The sequence below is a fragment of the Allobosea sp. GW823-FHT01F03 genome (assembly GCF_058798075.1).
The window spans coordinates 5,028,512-5,044,749 of the sequence record NZ_CM179505.1; the positions used below are offsets into that span (position 1 = coordinate 5,028,512).

The 16,238-nt window shown below is 67.2% G+C and carries 17 protein-coding genes; 2 read left to right on the forward strand and 15 right to left on the reverse strand.

Annotation, left to right across the window (positions count from 1 at the left end):
• Positions 1 to 19: 19 nt before the first annotated feature.
• From pyrF to epmA, 4 genes are all read right to left on the reverse strand, one after another.
• A complete protein-coding gene (pyrF, locus tag AC3RCC_RS24030; RefSeq protein WP_291639829.1) occupies positions 20 to 727 on the reverse strand; it encodes an orotidine-5'-phosphate decarboxylase in 708 nt (235 codons plus the stop codon).
• Between the two features lie 91 nt (positions 728 to 818).
• On the reverse strand, positions 819 to 1,463 hold the full coding sequence (locus AC3RCC_RS24035; protein WP_492256839.1) for a DsbA family oxidoreductase: 645 nt from the start codon (positions 1,461 to 1,463) through the stop codon (positions 819 to 821).
• 32 nt (positions 1,464 to 1,495) lie between these two features.
• On the reverse strand, positions 1,496 to 2,560 hold the full coding sequence (locus tag AC3RCC_RS24040) for a lysine-2,3-aminomutase-like protein (RefSeq protein ID WP_492256840.1): 1,065 nt from the start codon (positions 2,558 to 2,560) through the stop codon (positions 1,496 to 1,498).
• On the reverse strand, positions 2,557 to 3,621 hold the full coding sequence (gene epmA / locus AC3RCC_RS24045; RefSeq protein WP_492256841.1) for an EF-P lysine aminoacylase EpmA: 1,065 nt from the start codon (positions 3,619 to 3,621) through the stop codon (positions 2,557 to 2,559). The genes AC3RCC_RS24040 and epmA overlap by 4 nt, the downstream gene beginning before the upstream one ends.
• Before the next feature lie 115 nt (positions 3,622 to 3,736).
• Between epmA and efp the strand changes: the two genes are divergently transcribed.
• Positions 3,737 to 4,306 (forward strand): elongation factor P, encoded by a 570-nt coding sequence (efp, locus tag AC3RCC_RS24050; RefSeq protein ID WP_291639821.1) that lies wholly within the window; start codon positions 3,737 to 3,739, stop codon positions 4,304 to 4,306.
• Positions 4,307 to 4,397: 91 nt separating this feature from the next.
• A complete protein-coding gene (locus AC3RCC_RS24055; protein ID WP_492256842.1) occupies positions 4,398 to 4,916 on the forward strand; it encodes a DUF1993 domain-containing protein in 519 nt (172 codons plus the stop codon).
• A 207-nt stretch (positions 4,917 to 5,123) separates the two neighbouring features.
• Here AC3RCC_RS24055 and AC3RCC_RS24060 read toward each other — a convergent pair whose 3' ends face one another.
• The 11 genes from AC3RCC_RS24060 to AC3RCC_RS24110 form a co-directional block, all read right to left on the reverse strand.
• On the reverse strand, positions 5,124 to 6,581 hold the full coding sequence (locus AC3RCC_RS24060; protein WP_492256843.1) for a phospholipase D-like domain-containing protein: 1,458 nt from the start codon (positions 6,579 to 6,581) through the stop codon (positions 5,124 to 5,126).
• Positions 6,582 to 6,836: 255 nt separating this feature from the next.
• Positions 6,837 to 7,493, reverse strand: coding sequence for an MBL fold metallo-hydrolase (locus tag AC3RCC_RS24065; protein WP_492256844.1), 657 nt, complete (start codon positions 7,491 to 7,493; stop codon positions 6,837 to 6,839).
• A gap of 57 nt (positions 7,494 to 7,550) precedes the next feature.
• Positions 7,551 to 7,883, reverse strand: a complete 333-nt coding sequence (locus tag AC3RCC_RS24070) for a hypothetical protein (RefSeq protein ID WP_291646527.1) — start codon at positions 7,881 to 7,883, stop codon at positions 7,551 to 7,553.
• Positions 7,880 to 9,496 carry a fumarate hydratase gene (locus AC3RCC_RS24075; protein ID WP_291639814.1) on the reverse strand — a complete coding sequence of 539 codons (1,617 nt, stop codon included), beginning with the start codon at positions 9,494 to 9,496 and terminating at the stop codon, positions 7,880 to 7,882. The genes AC3RCC_RS24070 and AC3RCC_RS24075 overlap by 4 nt, the downstream gene beginning before the upstream one ends.
• Before the next feature lie 276 nt (positions 9,497 to 9,772).
• A complete protein-coding gene (gene ptsN, locus AC3RCC_RS24080) occupies positions 9,773 to 10,234 on the reverse strand; it encodes a PTS IIA-like nitrogen regulatory protein PtsN (protein ID WP_291639812.1) in 462 nt (153 codons plus the stop codon).
• Between the two features lie 86 nt (positions 10,235 to 10,320).
• On the reverse strand, positions 10,321 to 10,908 hold the full coding sequence (gene hpf / locus AC3RCC_RS24085; protein ID WP_452116888.1) for a ribosome hibernation-promoting factor, HPF/YfiA family: 588 nt from the start codon (positions 10,906 to 10,908) through the stop codon (positions 10,321 to 10,323).
• 221 nt (positions 10,909 to 11,129) lie between these two features.
• Positions 11,130 to 12,662 carry an RNA polymerase factor sigma-54 gene (gene rpoN / locus AC3RCC_RS24090; RefSeq protein WP_492256845.1) on the reverse strand — a complete coding sequence of 511 codons (1,533 nt, stop codon included), beginning with the start codon at positions 12,660 to 12,662 and terminating at the stop codon, positions 11,130 to 11,132.
• Positions 12,663 to 12,926: 264 nt separating this feature from the next.
• Positions 12,927 to 13,772 (reverse strand): LPS export ABC transporter ATP-binding protein, encoded by an 846-nt coding sequence (gene lptB / locus AC3RCC_RS24095; RefSeq protein WP_452116890.1) that lies wholly within the window; start codon positions 13,770 to 13,772, stop codon positions 12,927 to 12,929.
• A gap of 177 nt (positions 13,773 to 13,949) precedes the next feature.
• Positions 13,950 to 14,666, reverse strand: coding sequence for an LptA/OstA family protein (locus tag AC3RCC_RS24100; RefSeq protein WP_452116891.1), 717 nt, complete (start codon positions 14,664 to 14,666; stop codon positions 13,950 to 13,952).
• A gap of 43 nt (positions 14,667 to 14,709) precedes the next feature.
• A complete protein-coding gene (gene lptC, locus AC3RCC_RS24105; protein WP_291639801.1) occupies positions 14,710 to 15,468 on the reverse strand; it encodes an LPS export ABC transporter periplasmic protein LptC in 759 nt (252 codons plus the stop codon).
• Positions 15,469 to 15,599: 131 nt separating this feature from the next.
• Positions 15,600 to 16,214 (reverse strand): ribonuclease D, encoded by a 615-nt coding sequence (locus AC3RCC_RS24110; protein ID WP_291639799.1) that lies wholly within the window; start codon positions 16,212 to 16,214, stop codon positions 15,600 to 15,602.
• Between the last annotated feature and the right edge of the window lie 24 nt (positions 16,215 to 16,238).

Here is a 16,238-nt window from a genome sequence, read left to right on the forward strand (position 1 = left end):
TTTGGATGGGGGGCGAAGCTTAGGCGGCGCCGGCGATCTCGTCCATGATCGCGGCAGCCGCCGCGCGCGGATCAGCCGCGCGGATGACGGGACGCCCGATCACCAGATGGTCGGCCCCGGCGGCAATGGCCTCGCCCGGCGTCAAGGTGCGCTTCTGGTCGCCGGCGGCGCTGCCGGCCGGGCGGATGCCGGGGGTGACGATGACCATGTCCGGACCGATGACGCCGCGCACGATCTCGGTCTCGGCGGCGGAGCAGACGATGCCATCGACGCCGGCGATGCGGGCCTGCTGGGCGCGCATACGCACGAGATCGCGCACGGCGAGCCCATAGCCGGCATCCTTGAGATCGCCATCGTCATAGGAGGTGAGCGCCGTGACGGCGAGCAGCTTCATGGCGGAATCGCCGCGCCCCTCGACCGCACCGCGCATGGTCTGCGGATAGGCGTGCACGGTGAGGAAGGTAACGCCGAGCTTGGTCAGCGATTCCACCCCTTCGGTGACGGTGTTGCCGATATCGTGCAGCTTCAGGTCGAGGAAGACCTTCTTGCCCTCGCCGATCAGCTGGCGGGCGAGGTCGAGCCCGCCGGCGAAGGCGAGCCGGTAGCCGATCTTGTAGAAGCTCGCCTGGTCGCCGAGCGTCGCGACGATGCGATAGGCGTCCCAGATCGTCGGAACGTCGAGCGCGACGATCATGCGGTCCCGGAGATCGTTGATTTTCTGCGCCATGGCCCTGTCCTCCTCGCTGCCCGGCGGCGATGGGGCACGATTCGACGGGGAGCGCAACCTTTGCCTGCTTGCTCGCGGGCGAAGAGGCGCCTCAGGCCGCCCCGCTCAGCACCTGCGCGAAGACCTTGGCCCAGACGTCGGGCGTCTGCGCGCCGGAGACGGCGAGCTTGCCGTCGACGATGAAGAAGGGCACCCCGGTGACGCCGACCCGCTGCGCATGCGCCTCGAGGCCGATCACCGTCTCGCGCAACTCGTCATTGGCGAGTTCGTCGCGCGCCGCCCGCTCGTCATAGCCCTGCTCGCCGGCGATCGCGACCAGGGTGTCAAGATCGCCGATGTCGCGACCCTCCTGCCAATAAGCCTTGAACAGCGCCGCCTTCATCTCGCTGCCGCGCTGCACGGTCGAGGCGGCGGCGACGAGCATATGGGCCATGCGGGTGTTGACGCTCTTCTTGACCGCAGCCCAGTTGAAGGTGACGCCGCTTTCCAGCGCCGCCTCGGAGAGGCGCAGTTCGATCTCCCTGCGCTTGCCGGGCCCGAACTTGGCATCGAGATAGGCGGTGCGGTCCATGCCCTCCTCCGGCATCTCCGGATTGAGCTCATAGGGCAGCCAGGTGATGGCGACACGCTCGGTCAGGCCGTGATTGGCGAGCGCCGTCTCGAGCCGCGCCTTGCCGATGAAGCACCAGGGGCAGGCGAGATCGGAGACGATCGCGATCGGCAGCTTGTCTTGCATGACTCGTTCCTTGGCGCTGGGCGCGGCAGGTTTCAGATCGGCGGATAGGCATGGAGGTCGCCATGGCGATCTTCCGCATGGCCCTGCGCGCCGGGCGTCTCGCAGCCCGAGAGAAAGGTCGGGCCCACGGGAATCTTGCCGGCGCCGCCGGGGATGTCGAGGATATAGGTCGGCTGGCAGAGGCCGGAAAGATTGCCGCGCAGGCTTTTGACCAGCGCCTGCCCTTCCGCCAGCGACAGCCGGAAATGCGAGGTTCCCGGCGCGAGATCGGGATGGTGCAGGTAGTAGGGCTTGACCCGGTTCTCGACGAAGGCGCGCATCAGCGCCGAGAGCGTCTCGACATCGGCGTTGACGCCCTTGAGCAGCACGCTCTGGCTGACCAGGACATGGCCGGCATCGGCGAGCCGGGCGAGCGCCGCGCGCGCCGCCGGCGTGAACTCGCGCGGATGATTGGCGTGGACCGCGACATAGCTCGCCTTGCCGGGCACACGCAGCGCCCTGGCGTAATCCTGCGTGACGCGCTCCGGCTGGACCATCGGCACGCGGCTGTGCCAGCGCGCCACCTTGATATGCGGGATCGCGGCGAGCCGCTCGCCGACCTCACGCAGGCGCCGGGCGGAGAGGATCAGCGGGTCGCCGCCGGTCATGATCACCTCCCAGATCTCAGGCCGAGAGGCGAGATAGGCGAGCGCCGCGTCGAGCTTCTCGCCGGTCAGCGCATCGCCGCCGGGGCCGACCATCTCGCGGCGGAAGCAGAAGCGGCAATAGACCGGGCAGGCATGGACCAGCTTGAGCAGAGCGCGGTCGGGATAGCGATGAACCACGCCCTCGACCGGCGAATGCGCCTCGTCGCCGATCGGATCGGCGAGCTCTTCCGGCAAGGTCCTGAGCTCGGCGGCATCCGGCACGAACTGGCGAGCGATCGGGTCGGCCGTGTCGGCCGGGTCGATCAGCGCCGCGACCGCCGGGGTCACCGAAACGGCGTAGCGCTTGGCGACCTCGGCCAAGGCCTCGCGCCGGGCGGGCGCGACGAGGCCTCGCTCGACGAGGGCGTCGATCGTCTTCAGCGGCTGGCCGGGCGGCTGATGGATGGTCATCGCCCTCCCCTGCCCGGTTGCGCGACCGGCGTCCAGAGCACATCTTCGATGCGGCGCGCATCGGTGCAGAGCATCACCAGCCGGTCGAAGCCGAGCGCGATGCCGGAGGCCTCGGGCATCGCGCCGAGCGCCGCGAGGAAATCCTCGTCGATCGGATAGCGCTCGCCATAGATGCGCTCTTTCTCATCCATATCCGCCTCGAAACGCCGGCGCTGCTCGGCCGGATCGGTCAGTTCGCCGAAAGCGTTCGCCAGCTCGACGCCGCAAGCGAAGAGTTCGAAGCGTTCGGCGACGCGCGGATCGCCGGGTTTCGGCCGGGCCAGCGCCGCCTCGGAGATCGGGTATTCGCACAGGATGGTGGCGCGCCCGCGGCCGAGATGCGGCTCGACCTTCTCGGCAAGGACGCGGCTGAAGATGTCGGACCAGCTGTCGTCCTCGGCCAACCTGATGCCGGCGGCCCGCGCCTGCCCGGCCAGTGCCTCGCGATCGGTCGCTCCATCGGCGGCGATCGTCGCCATCAGGTCGATGCCGGCATGGCGGGCGAAGGCTTCATGCAAGGTGAGTCGCTCGGGCTCGGCGAAAGGATCGACCTCGGAGCCGCGCCAGCGCAGGCTGGCCGCACCGGCTGCCCGTGCAGCCTGCGCCAGCAATTCGGCGCAATCGGCCATCAGCGCCTCATAGGGCTCGCCGACCCGGTACCATTCCAGCATGGTGAATTCGGGATGATGCAGCGCCGTGCGCTCGCGGTTGCGGAAGACGCGGGCGAAATCGAAGATGCGTCGCTCGCCGGCCGCCAGCAGCTTCTTGGCGGCGAATTCCGGCGAGGTGTGCAGGTAATAGGGGTGCTCGGCCCCGCCATCGTCGACGAAAACGGTGCGGAACCCGTGCAGATGCGTCTCGTTGCCGGGCGAGCGCTGCAACAGTGCCGCCTCGACCTCGATAAAATCGCGCGCCTCGAACCAGCGCCGCAGCGCCGCCTTGACGCGGCCGCGCGCCATCAAGGCGGGGCGTCGGTCGGCATGGATGTCCGGCCGCCAGAAGGGCGGGGCATTTTCGTTCATGGATCCTCTGGCGAAACCGTCAGCCAGCTTTCGTTTTGCGCGTAAATGCGGTAGTTGCGCGGCGATGAAATCGGCATAGCGCGCCCCTCAGCAGCGCACCAGCGAGGAATTTCAAGTGGTCAAGGTCATCGCCTCCTCCGTCCGCAAGGGCAACGTCCTCGAAGTCGACGGGCATCTCTGCTCGGTGCTGTCGGCCGAGAGCTTCTTCCCCGGCAAGGGCACGCCGACGACACAGATCGACATGCGCCGCATCGCGGACGGCGTGAAGGTCTCGCAGCGCTACAAGACGACCGAGCAGGTCGAGCGCGCCTATGTCGAGGATCGTGACTTCACCTATCTCTACCAGGACGGCGAGCAATACGTCTTCATGAACCCCGAGACCTATGACCAGCTGCCGGTCGACGGCGATGTGGTCGGCGATCTCGCCGCCTATCTCCAGGAAGGCATGAAGGTCACCCTCTCGGTGTTCGACGACCGGGCGGTGGCGATCGAGCTGCCGCAGCGCGTCACGCTCGAAGTGGTCGAGACCGAGCCGGTGACCAAGGGCCAGACGGCCTCCTCCTCCTACAAGCCGGCGATCCTCTCGAACGGTGTGCGCTCGGCCGTGCCGCCGCATATCGGCGTCGGCACCCGCATCGTGGTGATGACCGCCGACGGCTCCTATGTCGAGCGCGCGAAGGATTGATCGCGCTTCGGCGCGCCGCCTGACGGCGCATGCGCTATAGAATGAGGCAGCGGGCCCTTTCCGGGCCCGTTTCCGTTTCTGGAGCCAGACCATGCCGCTTTCCGCCCATGCCGCCGCCTTCACCGGCTTCGTCCAGACCCTGAAGGCACTCGACGCCATCCTCGACAAGGCGCAGGCCGAAGCGGAGACGCGCAAGATCCAGCCGGAAGTGCTGCTGTCGAGCCGCCTCGCGCCGGACATGCTGCCCTTCACCCGGCAGATCCAGCTGATGTCGGATTTCGCCAAGAATGCCGGGGCGCGCCTCGCCGGCGGCGAGAATCCGCGCTTCCCCGACGAGGAGAAGAGCTTCCCGGAACTCAAGGCGCGGATCGCCCGGACGCTCGATTTCCTCGCCTCCGTCGACGAGGCGGCGCTCGATGCCGGGCTGGAACGGGACGTCACCTTCCCGCGCGGTCAGTCCGCCACCGTGACGATGAAGGGCGCGGATTATCTCACGCGCTTCGCCGTTCCGAACTTCTATTTCCACGCCACCACCGCCTACGCGATCCTGCGCGAGAACTGCTTCTCGATCGGCAAGCAGGACTTCCTCAAGGGCGTGTTCGACGCCTGAGTCGCGCCGCACCACCGCGAGCGCAGGGAAAGGACGACCGTCGTCATGCTCGCCCTTGTGGCGAGCATCCATCTCTTGAACACCGCACTCGCTACGGGAAGACGTGGATGGTCGGGTCAAGCCCGACCATGACGGCAAGCGGCTCGCCCGGACTTCGACGAGACTGTGGCTCCGTCACTCCGTGACGCCATTGGATGCAGCGGCCCGTCACAGATAGGGCGAGCAGAGCCAGAGCAGGCGGTCGAGCAGGCGGATCGGAAAGGGCCGGGCCCGCAACTGCGCCAAGGTGACCGGGCGCGCCGTGGCGATCACCCCGTCGATACGCGCCTCGATGCTGCGGGCGAAATCCGCATCCAGCACTTCGAGGTCGATCTCGAAATTCAGCCGCAGCGAGCGCGGGTCGAGATTGGAGGAGCCGACATAGGCCCAGGCTCCGTCGATGGCGAGCAGCTTGGAATGGTCGAAGGCGCCGGTGGCGCGCCAGACCCGGCAGCCATCCTTCAGCACCTGGTCGAACTGCGCCTGCATAGCGCGGTCGACGAGGACGAGATTGTTGACCTCCGGCACGACGATGTCGATCGTAACCCCGCGGCGGGCGGCGGTGACGAGCGCGCTGATCAATTCGCGATCCGGCAGGAAATAGGGCGACATGATCCGGATCGAGTCGCGCGCCACCGAGAAGGCACCGATCAGCAGCCGGTGATTGGTCTCGAGGCTGGAATCCGGCCCCGAGGCGACCGCGCGCATCACCACGCCGCCTTCGCCGGGGGGCGGCTGCGGCGCGACCGACCAGGCGGCGTCGGCGAGGTCCTCGCCCGAGGCGAAGCGCCAATCCTCGGCGGCGACCGCGAGCAGATCCTCGACCACCGGGCCGGCGATACGGAAATGCGTGTCTCGCGCCGTTGCGTCCCCGGCGAATTCCCGGGTGAAGCCCTGCCTGATGTTCATGCCGCCAGCGAAGGCGATCTCCCCGTCGACGATCAGGAGCTTGCGGTGCGTGCGCAGGTTCGCATAGGGCAGCCGCAGCCCCATGATGATGTTGCCGTTAAAGACGTCGACCTGCACGCCGCCCTTCTGCAGATAGCCGACGATGCTCGGCACCGAATAGCGCGCGCCGACCGCATCGATCAGCACCCGCACCGCAACGCCGCGCCCGCGCGCCGCGATCAGCGCATCGGCGAGACGCAGCCCGATCGGATCCCGGTCGAAGATATAGGTCTCGAGGATGACCCCGCGGCGGGCGCTCGCGATCGCTTCCGCCATCGCGGCATAGGCCTCGTCGCCGGTTCGCAGGGTCGCGATGGCGTTGCCGCTCTTGAGCTGACGGCGTACCACCTTGTCGCCGAGCGTCTTCAGCGCGGCGAAGCGCCGGCCGAATGCGCGCGCCACCGCTTCGTCGGAGATCGCGGCGGGCTCGCCCGCCGCGCCGGCCCCGAACTCCCGCCTTCGCTGCGAGACGATCGAGGCCCGGCGCATGCGGTTGACGCCGGCGACCGCATAGATCAGTGCGCCCAGAAAAGGGGAGAGCAGGATGACGCCAACCCAGCCGATGGCGGCGCGGACCTCGTCCTTGGTCAGCGCGGCGTGGCTGGCGGCGACCACTGTGATCGCCAGCGACAGCGCGGCCAGGATATGCGGCCAGTAGCCGTAGAGAATCTCCCACATGGCGCCGACTATCGCACGGCCGGCAGCCCCGGCAATGGCGCTCGCGCCGGCGTAGCGCTTCCCCCCTTGCGCAACGGAGGGGGCATACCCATATCGGGTTCACGGCGATGTCGAGGGCGTTCCACGGCCCTCCAGCGCCGTTGAAGACGGCCATGAATTTGGACCGGTGACGCCGGATGTACGCGCACAGGTTCGGGACATGGCCGTTGGCCAATCAGAGACCCGCCGCGAGCGCTCGCGGCGGGTCTTTTCACATCAGTCGCGCAGGAACGGATTGTTGCGCCGCTCCTCGCCGAGCGTGCTCGCGGGCCCGTGGCCGGGCAGGAACTGGACATCGTCGCCGAGCGGCAGGAGCTTGCCCTTGATGCCGGCGATCAGGTCCTCATGGCTGCCATAGGGAAAGTCGGTGCGGCCGACCGAGCCGGCGAAAAGCGTGTCCCCGGCGAGCAGGAAGCGCAAATCCTTCTGGAAGAAGGTGACATGGCCCGGCGTATGCCCCGGCACATGCTGGACGGCGAAGCTGATCTCGCCGACCGAGACATTGTCGCCCTCGGCGAGCCAGCGCGTCGGCTTCACAGCTTTCATGTCGCGGATCTCGAAGCGCAGCCCCTGTTCAGGCAGCGCATCGAGCAGCGGCCCATCGGCCTCGTGCGGGCCGATGATCGGTAGGGAAAGCGCCTCGGCGAGTTCGGTCGCGCCACCGGCATGGTCGAGATGACCATGGGTCAGCCAGATCGCCACCGGCTTGACACCGGTTTCCTTCAGCGCCGCCCGGATGCGGGCGACATCGCCGCCGGGATCGACGATCGCCGCCTCCATGGTCTTGGTGCACCAGACGAGCGAGCAGTTCTGCTGAAACGGCGTCACCGGAATGACGGCGATGCTGAGCGGGGGCTGCGGTTGGTCGTTCATGCGGTGCCTTTCGGTGAAATGGGCCGAGCTTGCTAGGCTGCGTCGGGCCGGCGCCGGTCAACGCTTGCCGCAGCGATTGGCGAGCAGCACCCGGTAGTCGGAGAGCGACTCGTCCATCTGGGCGACGTTCTGCTCGCGCTCGCGCCCGCTCTGGCAGGTCGCGAAGACCGAACGGGCCTTCTGCAGGAAGGCGACATGCTCACGCCAGGCCGCGCATTGCGTCGCCTGGTCGGCATTGGCGACCTGCTGCATCTTGTACTGCCGCTGGCGCATCGCCGCCTCATTCTGGAACAGGTCGCGCGAGCAGGTCGCCGGAACCGGACGCGGCTGCGCCGCCGCCAGCGTCGGCAGCAGCGCGAGCGTCACCCCAAGGATGGCACGGCGAATCATCCGAGATTCAGCTCCTTGAAGAAGTCGTTGCCCTTGTCGTCGATGACGATGAAGGCCGGGAAGTCCTCGACCTCGACCTTCCAGACCGCCTCCATGCCGAGCTCCGGATATTCCAGCACCTCGACCTTCTTGATGCAGTCCTGCGCCAGCCTCGCCGCCGGTCCGCCGATCGAGCCGAGATAGAAGCCTCCATGGCGGGCGCAGGCCTCGCGCACCGCCGAGGAACGGTTGCCCTTGGCGAGCATGACCATCGAGCCGCCGAAGGACTGGAACTGGTCGACGAAGGAATCCATGCGCCCGGCCGTGGTCGGGCCGAAGGAGCCGGAAGCCATGCCGTCCGGCGTCTTGGCCGGGCCGGCGTAGTAGACCGGGTGGTTCTTGAAATAGTCGGGCATGCCCTGCCCGCTCTCGAGCCGCTCGCGGATCTTGGCATGGGCGAGGTCGCGGGCGACGACGATCGTGCCGGTCAGCGAAAGGCGGGTCTTGACCGGATGCCTGGTCAAGGTGGCCAGAATCTCGCTCATCGGCTGGTTGAGGTCGACCTTGACGACATCGCCGCCGAGCGAAGCGTCCTCGACCTCGGGCAGGTATTTGGCCGGGTTGGTCTCCAGCGCCTCGAGGAAGATGCCGTCGCGGGTGATCTTGCCCTTGGCCTGACGGTCAGCCGAGCAGGAGACGCCGAGCCCGATCGGCAGCGAGGCACCGTGGCGCGGCAGGCGGATGACGCGCACGTCATGGCAGAAATACTTGCCGCCGAACTGCGCGCCGACACCGAGCGACTGCGTCAGCTTGTGGATTTCCTCTTCCATCTCGATGTCGCGGAAGGCGTGACCGGAGGGCGAGCCCTTGGTCGGCAGGCCGTCGAGATAACGGGTCGAGGCGAGCTTGACGGTCTTCAGATTCTGCTCGGCCGAGGTGCCGCCGATGACGATGGCGAGGTGGTAGGGCGGGCAGGCCGCGGTGCCGAGCGTCAGGATCTTCTCCTTCAGGAACGCCGTCATGCGGTCCTTGGTCAGGAGCGAGGGCGTCGCCTGGTAGAGGAAGGTCTTGTTGGCCGAGCCGCCGCCCTTGCAGACGAAGAGGAATTTGTAGGCGTCCTCGCCCTCGGCATAGATGTCGATCTGCGCCGGCAGGTTGGTCGCCGTGTTCTTCTCCTCGAACATGGAGAGCGGTGCGAGCTGCGAATAGCGCAGATTGCGCTTGAAATAGGCATCTGCGACGCCTTCGCCGAGCGCGGCTTCATCGTCGCCATCGGTCCAGACCTTGCGGCCGCGCTTGCCCATGATGATCGCCGTGCCGGTATCCTGGCACATCGGCAGCACGCCACCCGCGGCGATATTGGCGTTCTTGAGCAGGTCATAGGCGACGAACTTGTCGTTCGAAGTCGCCTCGGGATCGTCGAGGATCTTCTGAAGCTGGGCGAGATGACCCGGGCGCAGGAGATGGTTGATGTCGATGAAGGCCTGCTCGGAGAGCCGGCGGATCGCCTCGCGCGAAACCGTCAGGAGCTCGCGATCACCGATCTTCTCGACCGTGACACCTTCCGTGCCGAGCGAGCGATAGGGCGTCTTGTCCTCGCCGAGCGGGAAGAGATCGACATGGGTATAGGCCATCGGGCGACACTCCGGCATTTCGGTGGCGCCTGGCGCGACACCTCACAGCTTCGGCCGCGTCATAGCCCCTTGGGCCAAGGCCTCCAAGCCTAGATTGCGATGGTTCCAGGGAGGGGTGGCGGCACTCGAAACGCGATACGAGCCCTCATCCCGAGGCGCGATCGCAATTCGCGTCTCGCAAGCCGCCCCAGATGATTCCGATGCTTTCCGGAGCATCCTTCGAGACCGCCGCCCAGCGGCGGCGCCGGACGAGGGGCTCGCAGCCCCTTGCGAAACTCAGGCCGCCTTGGCCGCGGTCTCCGCCAGGATCGCATAGATCGCCGCCGGATCATGCGCATGGCGCACCTGCTCCAGCACAGTCTGGTTGCGCAGCACGCGGGCGACGCGCGCCAGCGCCTTGAGATGGTCGGCCCCCGCCCCTTCCGGGGCGATCAGCACGAAGATGATGTCGACGGGCTGGCCATCGAGTGCCTCGAAATCGAGCGCTTTCTCGGCGCGCGCGAACAGACCGACGAGCTTGTCGATGCCGGGCATCCGGCCATGGGGAATGGCGATTCCATCGCCGATTCCGGTCGAGCCGAGGCGCTCGCGCTGCAGCAGCGCCTCGAAGAGTTCACGCTCGGGCAGGCCGGTGAGCAAAGCCGCGTGCTGGGCCAGTTCCTGAAGCGCCTGCTTCTTGCTGTTGGCGCGCAGCGGCGAAATCACCGCCTCGGGCCGAAGGAGATCGGTCAGCGTCATAGGCCAATCCATGCATGTCCCGTGCCTAGCGTCCGGTCCCTACCGGCAAGCCCGGCAGGGCGCCCAGATTCATCGGCGGCGGAACCTCAAGAAAGAGAAGCCGGCGGATCGATCCAGCCGATATTGCCGTCGCGGCGGCGGTATACGACGTTCATGCGACCATTGCCAGCGTGGCGGAAGATGACGACCGGCGCGCCCGTCATGTCGAGCTCGGCCACTGCGTCACCCACCGTCATCTGATGCAAGGATTTCGTCGATTCGGCCACGATCACCGGGTTTTCGCCGACGAGATCCGCATCATGTTCCTCGACGTCCTGGTCGGGAGCCGCGATGACATAGCTGGGGATGGCGAGCCCGGCCTCGCGCCCGTTCATCGCCGCGGAACGATCCTTCAACCGGCGCTTGTAGCGGCGCAGCCGCTTCTCGATCCGCTCGGCCATCTTTTCGAGGCTGGCATAGGGATCATGCGCGACGGCCGAGGCTTCGAGCGTGATGCCGGAGGAGAGATGCAGGACACCATCCGTCTTGAACGCCGTTCCGTCCTTGCCGACGGTGACGTGCCCCTGATAGCCGCCCTCGTAATACTTGCTCAGGGCTGCCGCCACGCGCGCTTCGGCCTGGCCACGCAGGGCCTCGCCGACATCGAGATTCTTGCCGGAGATTCGCAAGCTCATGGAGTGCTTCCCCTTCTTGTCGCCATGGCCAGTGGTCGGCCATCTACTGGAGGTAAGGACGGGGTTGCCGGCTTGTCAATGAGCCGGAAGGCGGGTGCTTCGAAGGGACTGCTCCGAAATTGACACCTGCCGCTAGGGCACCGAAAGCACCCGGGGCAGGACAAGCTCCCGCCTCTGCCAGCCGCCCGTGCAGAGCTCTTCCGGGCCGGCCGCGGCCGCTCTCAGCGCCCGCCTCCGGCCATGGCGAGTTTCTCGCGACGGCGCTCCATCGAGGATGGGATGCGCAGCGATTCGCGGTATTTCGCGACGGTTCGCCGGGCGATATCGATGCCGCTCGCCTTCAGCCTGGTGACGATCGCGTCATCCGAAAGGATCCCGGACGCGCTCTCCTCGTCGATCATCTGCTTGATCCGGTAACGCACCGCCTCGGCGGAATGGGCCTCGCCATAACCGGTGGCGGCGATCGCGGCCGAGAAAAAATACTTCATCTCGAAGACGCCGCGCGGGCAGCCCAGATACTTGTTCGAGGTCACGCGCGACACCGTCGATTCGTGCATGCCGATCGCGTCGGCGACGGTCTTGAGATTCAACGGCCGCAAATGCTCGACGCCATGGGCGAAGAACCCGTCCTGCTGCCGCACGATCTCGCTGGCCACCTTGAGGATGGTGCGGGCACGCTGTTCGAGCGATCGGGTCAGCCAGTTCGCGGTCTGCAGGCATTCGGCGATGAAGGCCCTGTCCTCGTCATTGCGCGCCGCGCGCGAGACACGGGCATGGTAGGTCTGGTTGACCAGCACCCGTGGCAGCGTGTCGGGATTGAGGTCGATCAGCCAGGAGCCATCCGGCGCCGCGCGGATGAAGACGTCCGGCACCACCGTCTCGGCCGCCGAACCGCCGAAGGCCCGGCCCGGCTTCGGGTCGAGGCGCCTGATCTCGGCGACCATATCGGCGATGTCCTCGTCATCGACGCCACAGACCCGCTTCAGCGCGGCATAATCGCGTTTGGCGAGCAGCGGCAGATTGGCGAGCAGGGCCTGCATGGCGGGGTCGTAGCGATCGCGGTCGCGCAGCTGGATGGCGAGGCACTCGCCGACGTCGCGCGCCGCGACACCGCTCGGATCGAACCCCTGGACGAGGCGCAGCACCGCCTCGACCCTGGCCTCGTCGACGCCCAGCCGCGACGCGATCTCCGTCAGCGGCTCGGCGAGATAGCCGGCATCGTCGACCCCGTCGATGATGTGCCGCCCGATCAGGCGCTCGGCCGGCGAGGCGACGGCAAGGTCGAGCTGGGCGGCGAGATGCTCGTGCAGCGAGAGCTCGGCGGTCAGGCTCGACTCGAAGCCCTCAGGGCCATCCTCGAAGGAGCCGCCATTGCCGCCATAGGCCCCGCCGGTGATCGGCAGGCTGTCGGCGCCACGGCTGTCGAGCCGCGCAACCTGCGGCTGCTCGCTCTGGAAGACGTTCTCCAGCCCGGTGCCGAGCCGGCCTTCGATGCCCTCCTGGGTGTTCAGGCTCTCGGCCCGCTCATAGCTTGCCTGGTCGGCAGCCAGCACAGCCTCGTTGGCGGCCCCGGGCAGCGCCGGCTCGCCGGCCTCGTCACCGCGCTCGAGCAACGGGTTGCGCTCGAGCTCGCCCTCGACGAAGCTCTGCAGTTCGAGATGGGAAAGCTGGAGGAGCTTGATCGCCTGCAGAAGCTGCGGCGTCATCACCAGGGATTGTCCCTGGCGCAACTCCATGCGCGGCATCATCGCCATAGACGGCCTTCACTCCGACTCCTGCAAGACCCGGCCGGCACGCCAATCCACCGGCACGCTTCTTGCTTGAAGCGGAACCCTAACCGCCTCGGCGGATGAGGTCAAAGGCCGATCCGCCGCAGCCTGACGTCATGAACCGAGGCGCCAGCGCAGCGGACCGAGAGGTGGAATCCCCTCTTCGGGCGCATCCGATGCCTTCACAATGAGACAGATCGCCAATCCGCATCCGGCAGGACGCCCGGCGATCCGGACCGGAAACGGCTTTCAGAGCCGGAAATCCTCGCCGAGATAGACGCGGCGGACGTCCGCATTGGCGATGATCTCGGCCGGCGAGCCCTCGGTCAGCACGCGGCCGGAATGGATGATATAGGCGCGATCGACCAGACCCAGCGTCTCGCGGACATTGTGATCGGTGATCAGCACGCCGATGCCGCGATCGGTCAGTTGCCGGACCAGTTCCTGGATGTCACCGACGGCGATCGGGTCGATGCCGGCGAATGGCTCGTCGAGCAGGATGAAGGAGGGCCGGCCGGCCAGCGCGCGGGCGATCTCGCAACGGCGGCGCTCGCCGCCGGAGAGTGCGATCGAAGGCGCCTTGCGCAGGCGGGTGATGTTGAATTCGTCGAGCAGCTTGTCGAGCTCGCGCTCACGCTTCTTGCGGTTGGGCTCGACCACCTCGAGCACCGCCCGGATATTGTCCTCGACCGAGAGACCGCGAAAGATCGAAGCTTCCTGCGGGAGATAGCCGATGCCGAGCCGGGCGCGCTGGTACATCGGCAGATTGGTGATGTCGTTCCCTTCGAGCGAGATCACGCCCATATCGGCCCCGACCAGGCCGGTGATCATGTAGAAGATCGTGGTCTTGCCGGCACCGTTCGGCCCGAGCAGGCCGACCGCCTCGCCATTGCGGACATAGAGCGACGCCTCGCTCACGACATTGCGGGCGCCATAGCTCTTGCGCAGCCCGCTGACGGCGAGGATGCCAGGCCCGCCGATCGAGGAGGCGACCGGCTCCGCCCCCGCGAACGGCTCGCTCGCCCGGGCATCGCCCTTCCTGCCGAAGAGCCGACCGAGGCGCGAGAACACACCACCACCGCCGGGCGACGCCACGGCTGCGGCCGAAGCTTGCGAACGCTGCGGGCTTGCGACGGTTTCGGCGGGCGATGGCGGGGAGATCGTCACGGGAACGGGCGTAACCTGCTGGTTTTCGGCACGGCGTGTGCTCTGGTATTCGAGGCGTTCCAAACTGGCAACGCCCTCGTCATCACGAAATGCCGTGCGGCGGGATCAGTTCGTCGGGGTGGCGGGCTTGGCCGCCGCACCCGGCTTCTCCTTGCCGGCCTCGGCCGAATTGGGCACGAAGAAGCCCTGCACGCGGCCGCCCGGCTTCGTGTCGACATTGGCGATGCCGGTCTGCGTGTCATAGACGAGGCGCTCGCCGCGGGTGATGTTCGGGCCGTCGTTCAGCGCGACATTGCCGGTCATGATCACCTTGTTGTTGGCACGGTCGAAGACGGCGTTGTCCGAGGTCGCGGCCTGGGTCTTCGAGACGACGGTCACGGGCCCCGCGCATTCGATGCGCTTGATCGCGCCATCGTTCGAGGAAGGCGCGGCGCCCGCCGCCGGGGCCGGCGCAGGCGTGGTGCGCTTGCCGGCACCGTTCTGGCCACGCCCCTCATAGAACACCGTCATGGTCGAGCAGCGAACCGTGGTCTCGCCCTGGACGGCGACGACATTGCCGGAGAAGATCGCCTTGTTGTCCTTGTCCAACACGTCGAGCTTGTCGGCGTCGATCTTGATCGGCTCCTTGCTGTCGCCGCCCATGCCGCCGAAGGGCGAACCCGGAGCGCCGCCACGCGCCTTGGCCGGGGCGGCCGCAGGCTTGGCGGCCGGCTGCGCCGGCGCCGCGCCGGACCTGGCTGGGGCCTGCTGCTGAGCCTGCGCCGCCGAAGGCAGCCAGAAGAGTGCGGACATCGCTGCGAAGAGGAGGGTTGTAGGTTTCATCGCCGACCTGTCATTCGCTTGAGCTTCACTTTCGGCCCGCCTCTCAGCGCTGCGGCGCCGGTGCGGTCGCAGCCCCCGCCTCCGCGGCGGGCCGCAGCAGATCGGGATTGGGCGTGCTGCCCTGGCGCTCCGGACCGGCCAGGCTGTTGGCCGGCGCGTTCTCGATCACGACACGCACCCGCCCCTCGAACACGATCAGGCCCCCGTTATCCTTAACATCGAGTGTATCGGCATTGACCGTGGTGGTGCCGAGATTGACCGTGACCGGCTCGCGCGACAACACGGTGCCGGCCTTGAAGTCGACATCCGCTGTCCGCATCTGCACGTCATAGCCCGATTCCGTCCGGATCTTGACGTCGTCGACCAGCTTCAGCTTCTCCTTCTGCTGGTCGAAATGGCCGCTGCGCGCATTGACCGTGACCCAGCCATCCTCGGATTTCATCTGGACCCGCGCCGTCATCTTCACCAGCTCGATCTGGGTGGGGTTGCGGATGTCCTGAAGGGCGGACTCGGCCGTGACCACGTAGGGGCTGTTGTCCTTGCGATAGCCGGCAAGCTTGGGGGCCTCCATCACGACCTTGCCGCCGGACAGCCCGATCGAGCCGAGCGAGAGATTGCCGACCTCGCGCAGCGGGCTGAGGAAGGGAGCGACGATCAGGCCGAGCACGGCCACGACCGCACCGACGGGGATGGCGCGCCGCAGCAGCCGCACCAGGCCGGAATGGCGGCGCGCCGCCTTGAACGCCGCCTGCCGCGCCCGTGCCTGCTTTGCCAGTGTTGCCGCCATGTCAGGCGATGTCATTGCCAAGGTCATGCCCCGCCCATTGCCAGCCGCCGGCGGCTTTTTCATGTCGGCACCCACCCGTCCGGCTGCAAGGCCGCGGGCCACCGGACCGACCGGTCGACGATTGACCTAGCTGGAATACATCAACTTTACGTATGTGCGAAGATGTCGGTTTCAGGCCAGCCGGCGAGATCGAGTTCCGCCCGGACCGGCAGGAAGTCGAAGCAGGCACTGGCCAGATGAGCCCGCTGCTCTCGCTCGAGCATCACATCCAGCCTGGCCTTCAATGCATGCAGATGCAGCACGTCGGCCGCTGCATAGCTCAGCTGCGATTCGGAGAGTGTCTCGGCACCCCAGTCGGATGACTGCTGCTGCTTCGACAGATCGATGCCGAGCAGCTCCCTGACCAGATCCTTGAGCCCGTGCCGGTCGGTATAGGTGCGGACCAGCTTCGAGGCGATCTTGGTACAGTAGACCGGCGCGGTGACGACGCCGAAGGCCTTCTGCAGCGCGGCGATGTCGAAGCGGGCGAAGTGGAAGAGCTTCAGCACGCCGGGATCGGCGAGGATGCGGCAGAGATTGGCCGGCGGCGGTGCATCCTTCGGGATCTGCACGACATCCGCCGAACCATCGCCGCGCGAGAGCTGCACCACGCAGAGCCGGTCGCGCTGCGGGTTGAGACCGAGCGTCTCGGTGTCGATCGCCAGGATCGGCCCAGGCTGGAAATCGGCCGGCAGATCGCCGCGATGCAGACGAATGGTCATGGTGTGGAATCAACCCTTGCGAAT

Excerpts from the sequence above, each read along its gene's own strand:
- AC3RCC_RS24110 (WP_291639799.1), bottom strand. The coding sequence starts at position 16,214 with ATGACCATTCGTCTGCATCGCGGCGATCTGCCGGCCGATTTCCAGCCT.
- AC3RCC_RS24075 (WP_291639814.1), bottom strand. The coding sequence starts at position 9,496 with ATGGCCTATACCCATGTCGATCTCTTCCCGCTCGGCGAGGACAAGACG.
- AC3RCC_RS24040 (WP_492256840.1), bottom strand. The coding sequence starts at position 2,560 with ATGACCATCCATCAGCCGCCCGGCCAGCCGCTGAAGACGATCGACGCC.
- pyrF (WP_291639829.1), bottom strand. The coding sequence starts at position 727 with ATGGCGCAGAAAATCAACGATCTCCGGGACCGCATGATCGTCGCGCTC.
- epmA (WP_492256841.1), bottom strand. The coding sequence starts at position 3,621 with ATGAACGAAAATGCCCCGCCCTTCTGGCGGCCGGACATCCATGCCGAC.
- AC3RCC_RS24070 (WP_291646527.1), bottom strand. The coding sequence starts at position 7,883 with ATGATTCGCCGTGCCATCCTTGGGGTGACGCTCGCGCTGCTGCCGACG.
- hpf (WP_452116888.1), bottom strand. The coding sequence starts at position 10,908 with ATGAGCTTGCGAATCTCCGGCAAGAATCTCGATGTCGGCGAGGCCCTG.
- AC3RCC_RS24055 (WP_492256842.1), top strand. The coding sequence starts at position 4,398 with ATGCCGCTTTCCGCCCATGCCGCCGCCTTCACCGGCTTCGTCCAGACC.
- AC3RCC_RS24100 (WP_452116891.1), bottom strand. The coding sequence starts at position 14,666 with ATGAAACCTACAACCCTCCTCTTCGCAGCGATGTCCGCACTCTTCTGG.
- AC3RCC_RS24065 (WP_492256844.1), bottom strand. The coding sequence starts at position 7,493 with ATGAACGACCAACCGCAGCCCCCGCTCAGCATCGCCGTCATTCCGGTG.
- AC3RCC_RS24035 (WP_492256839.1), bottom strand. The coding sequence starts at position 1,463 with ATGCAAGACAAGCTGCCGATCGCGATCGTCTCCGATCTCGCCTGCCCC.
- lptC (WP_291639801.1), bottom strand. The coding sequence starts at position 15,468 with ATGACATCGCCTGACATGGCGGCAACACTGGCAAAGCAGGCACGGGCG.
- ptsN (WP_291639812.1), bottom strand. The coding sequence starts at position 10,234 with ATGACGCTGACCGATCTCCTTCGGCCCGAGGCGGTGATTTCGCCGCTG.
- rpoN (WP_492256845.1), bottom strand. The coding sequence starts at position 12,662 with ATGGCGATGATGCCGCGCATGGAGTTGCGCCAGGGACAATCCCTGGTG.
- AC3RCC_RS24060 (WP_492256843.1), bottom strand. The coding sequence starts at position 6,581 with ATGTGGGAGATTCTCTACGGCTACTGGCCGCATATCCTGGCCGCGCTG.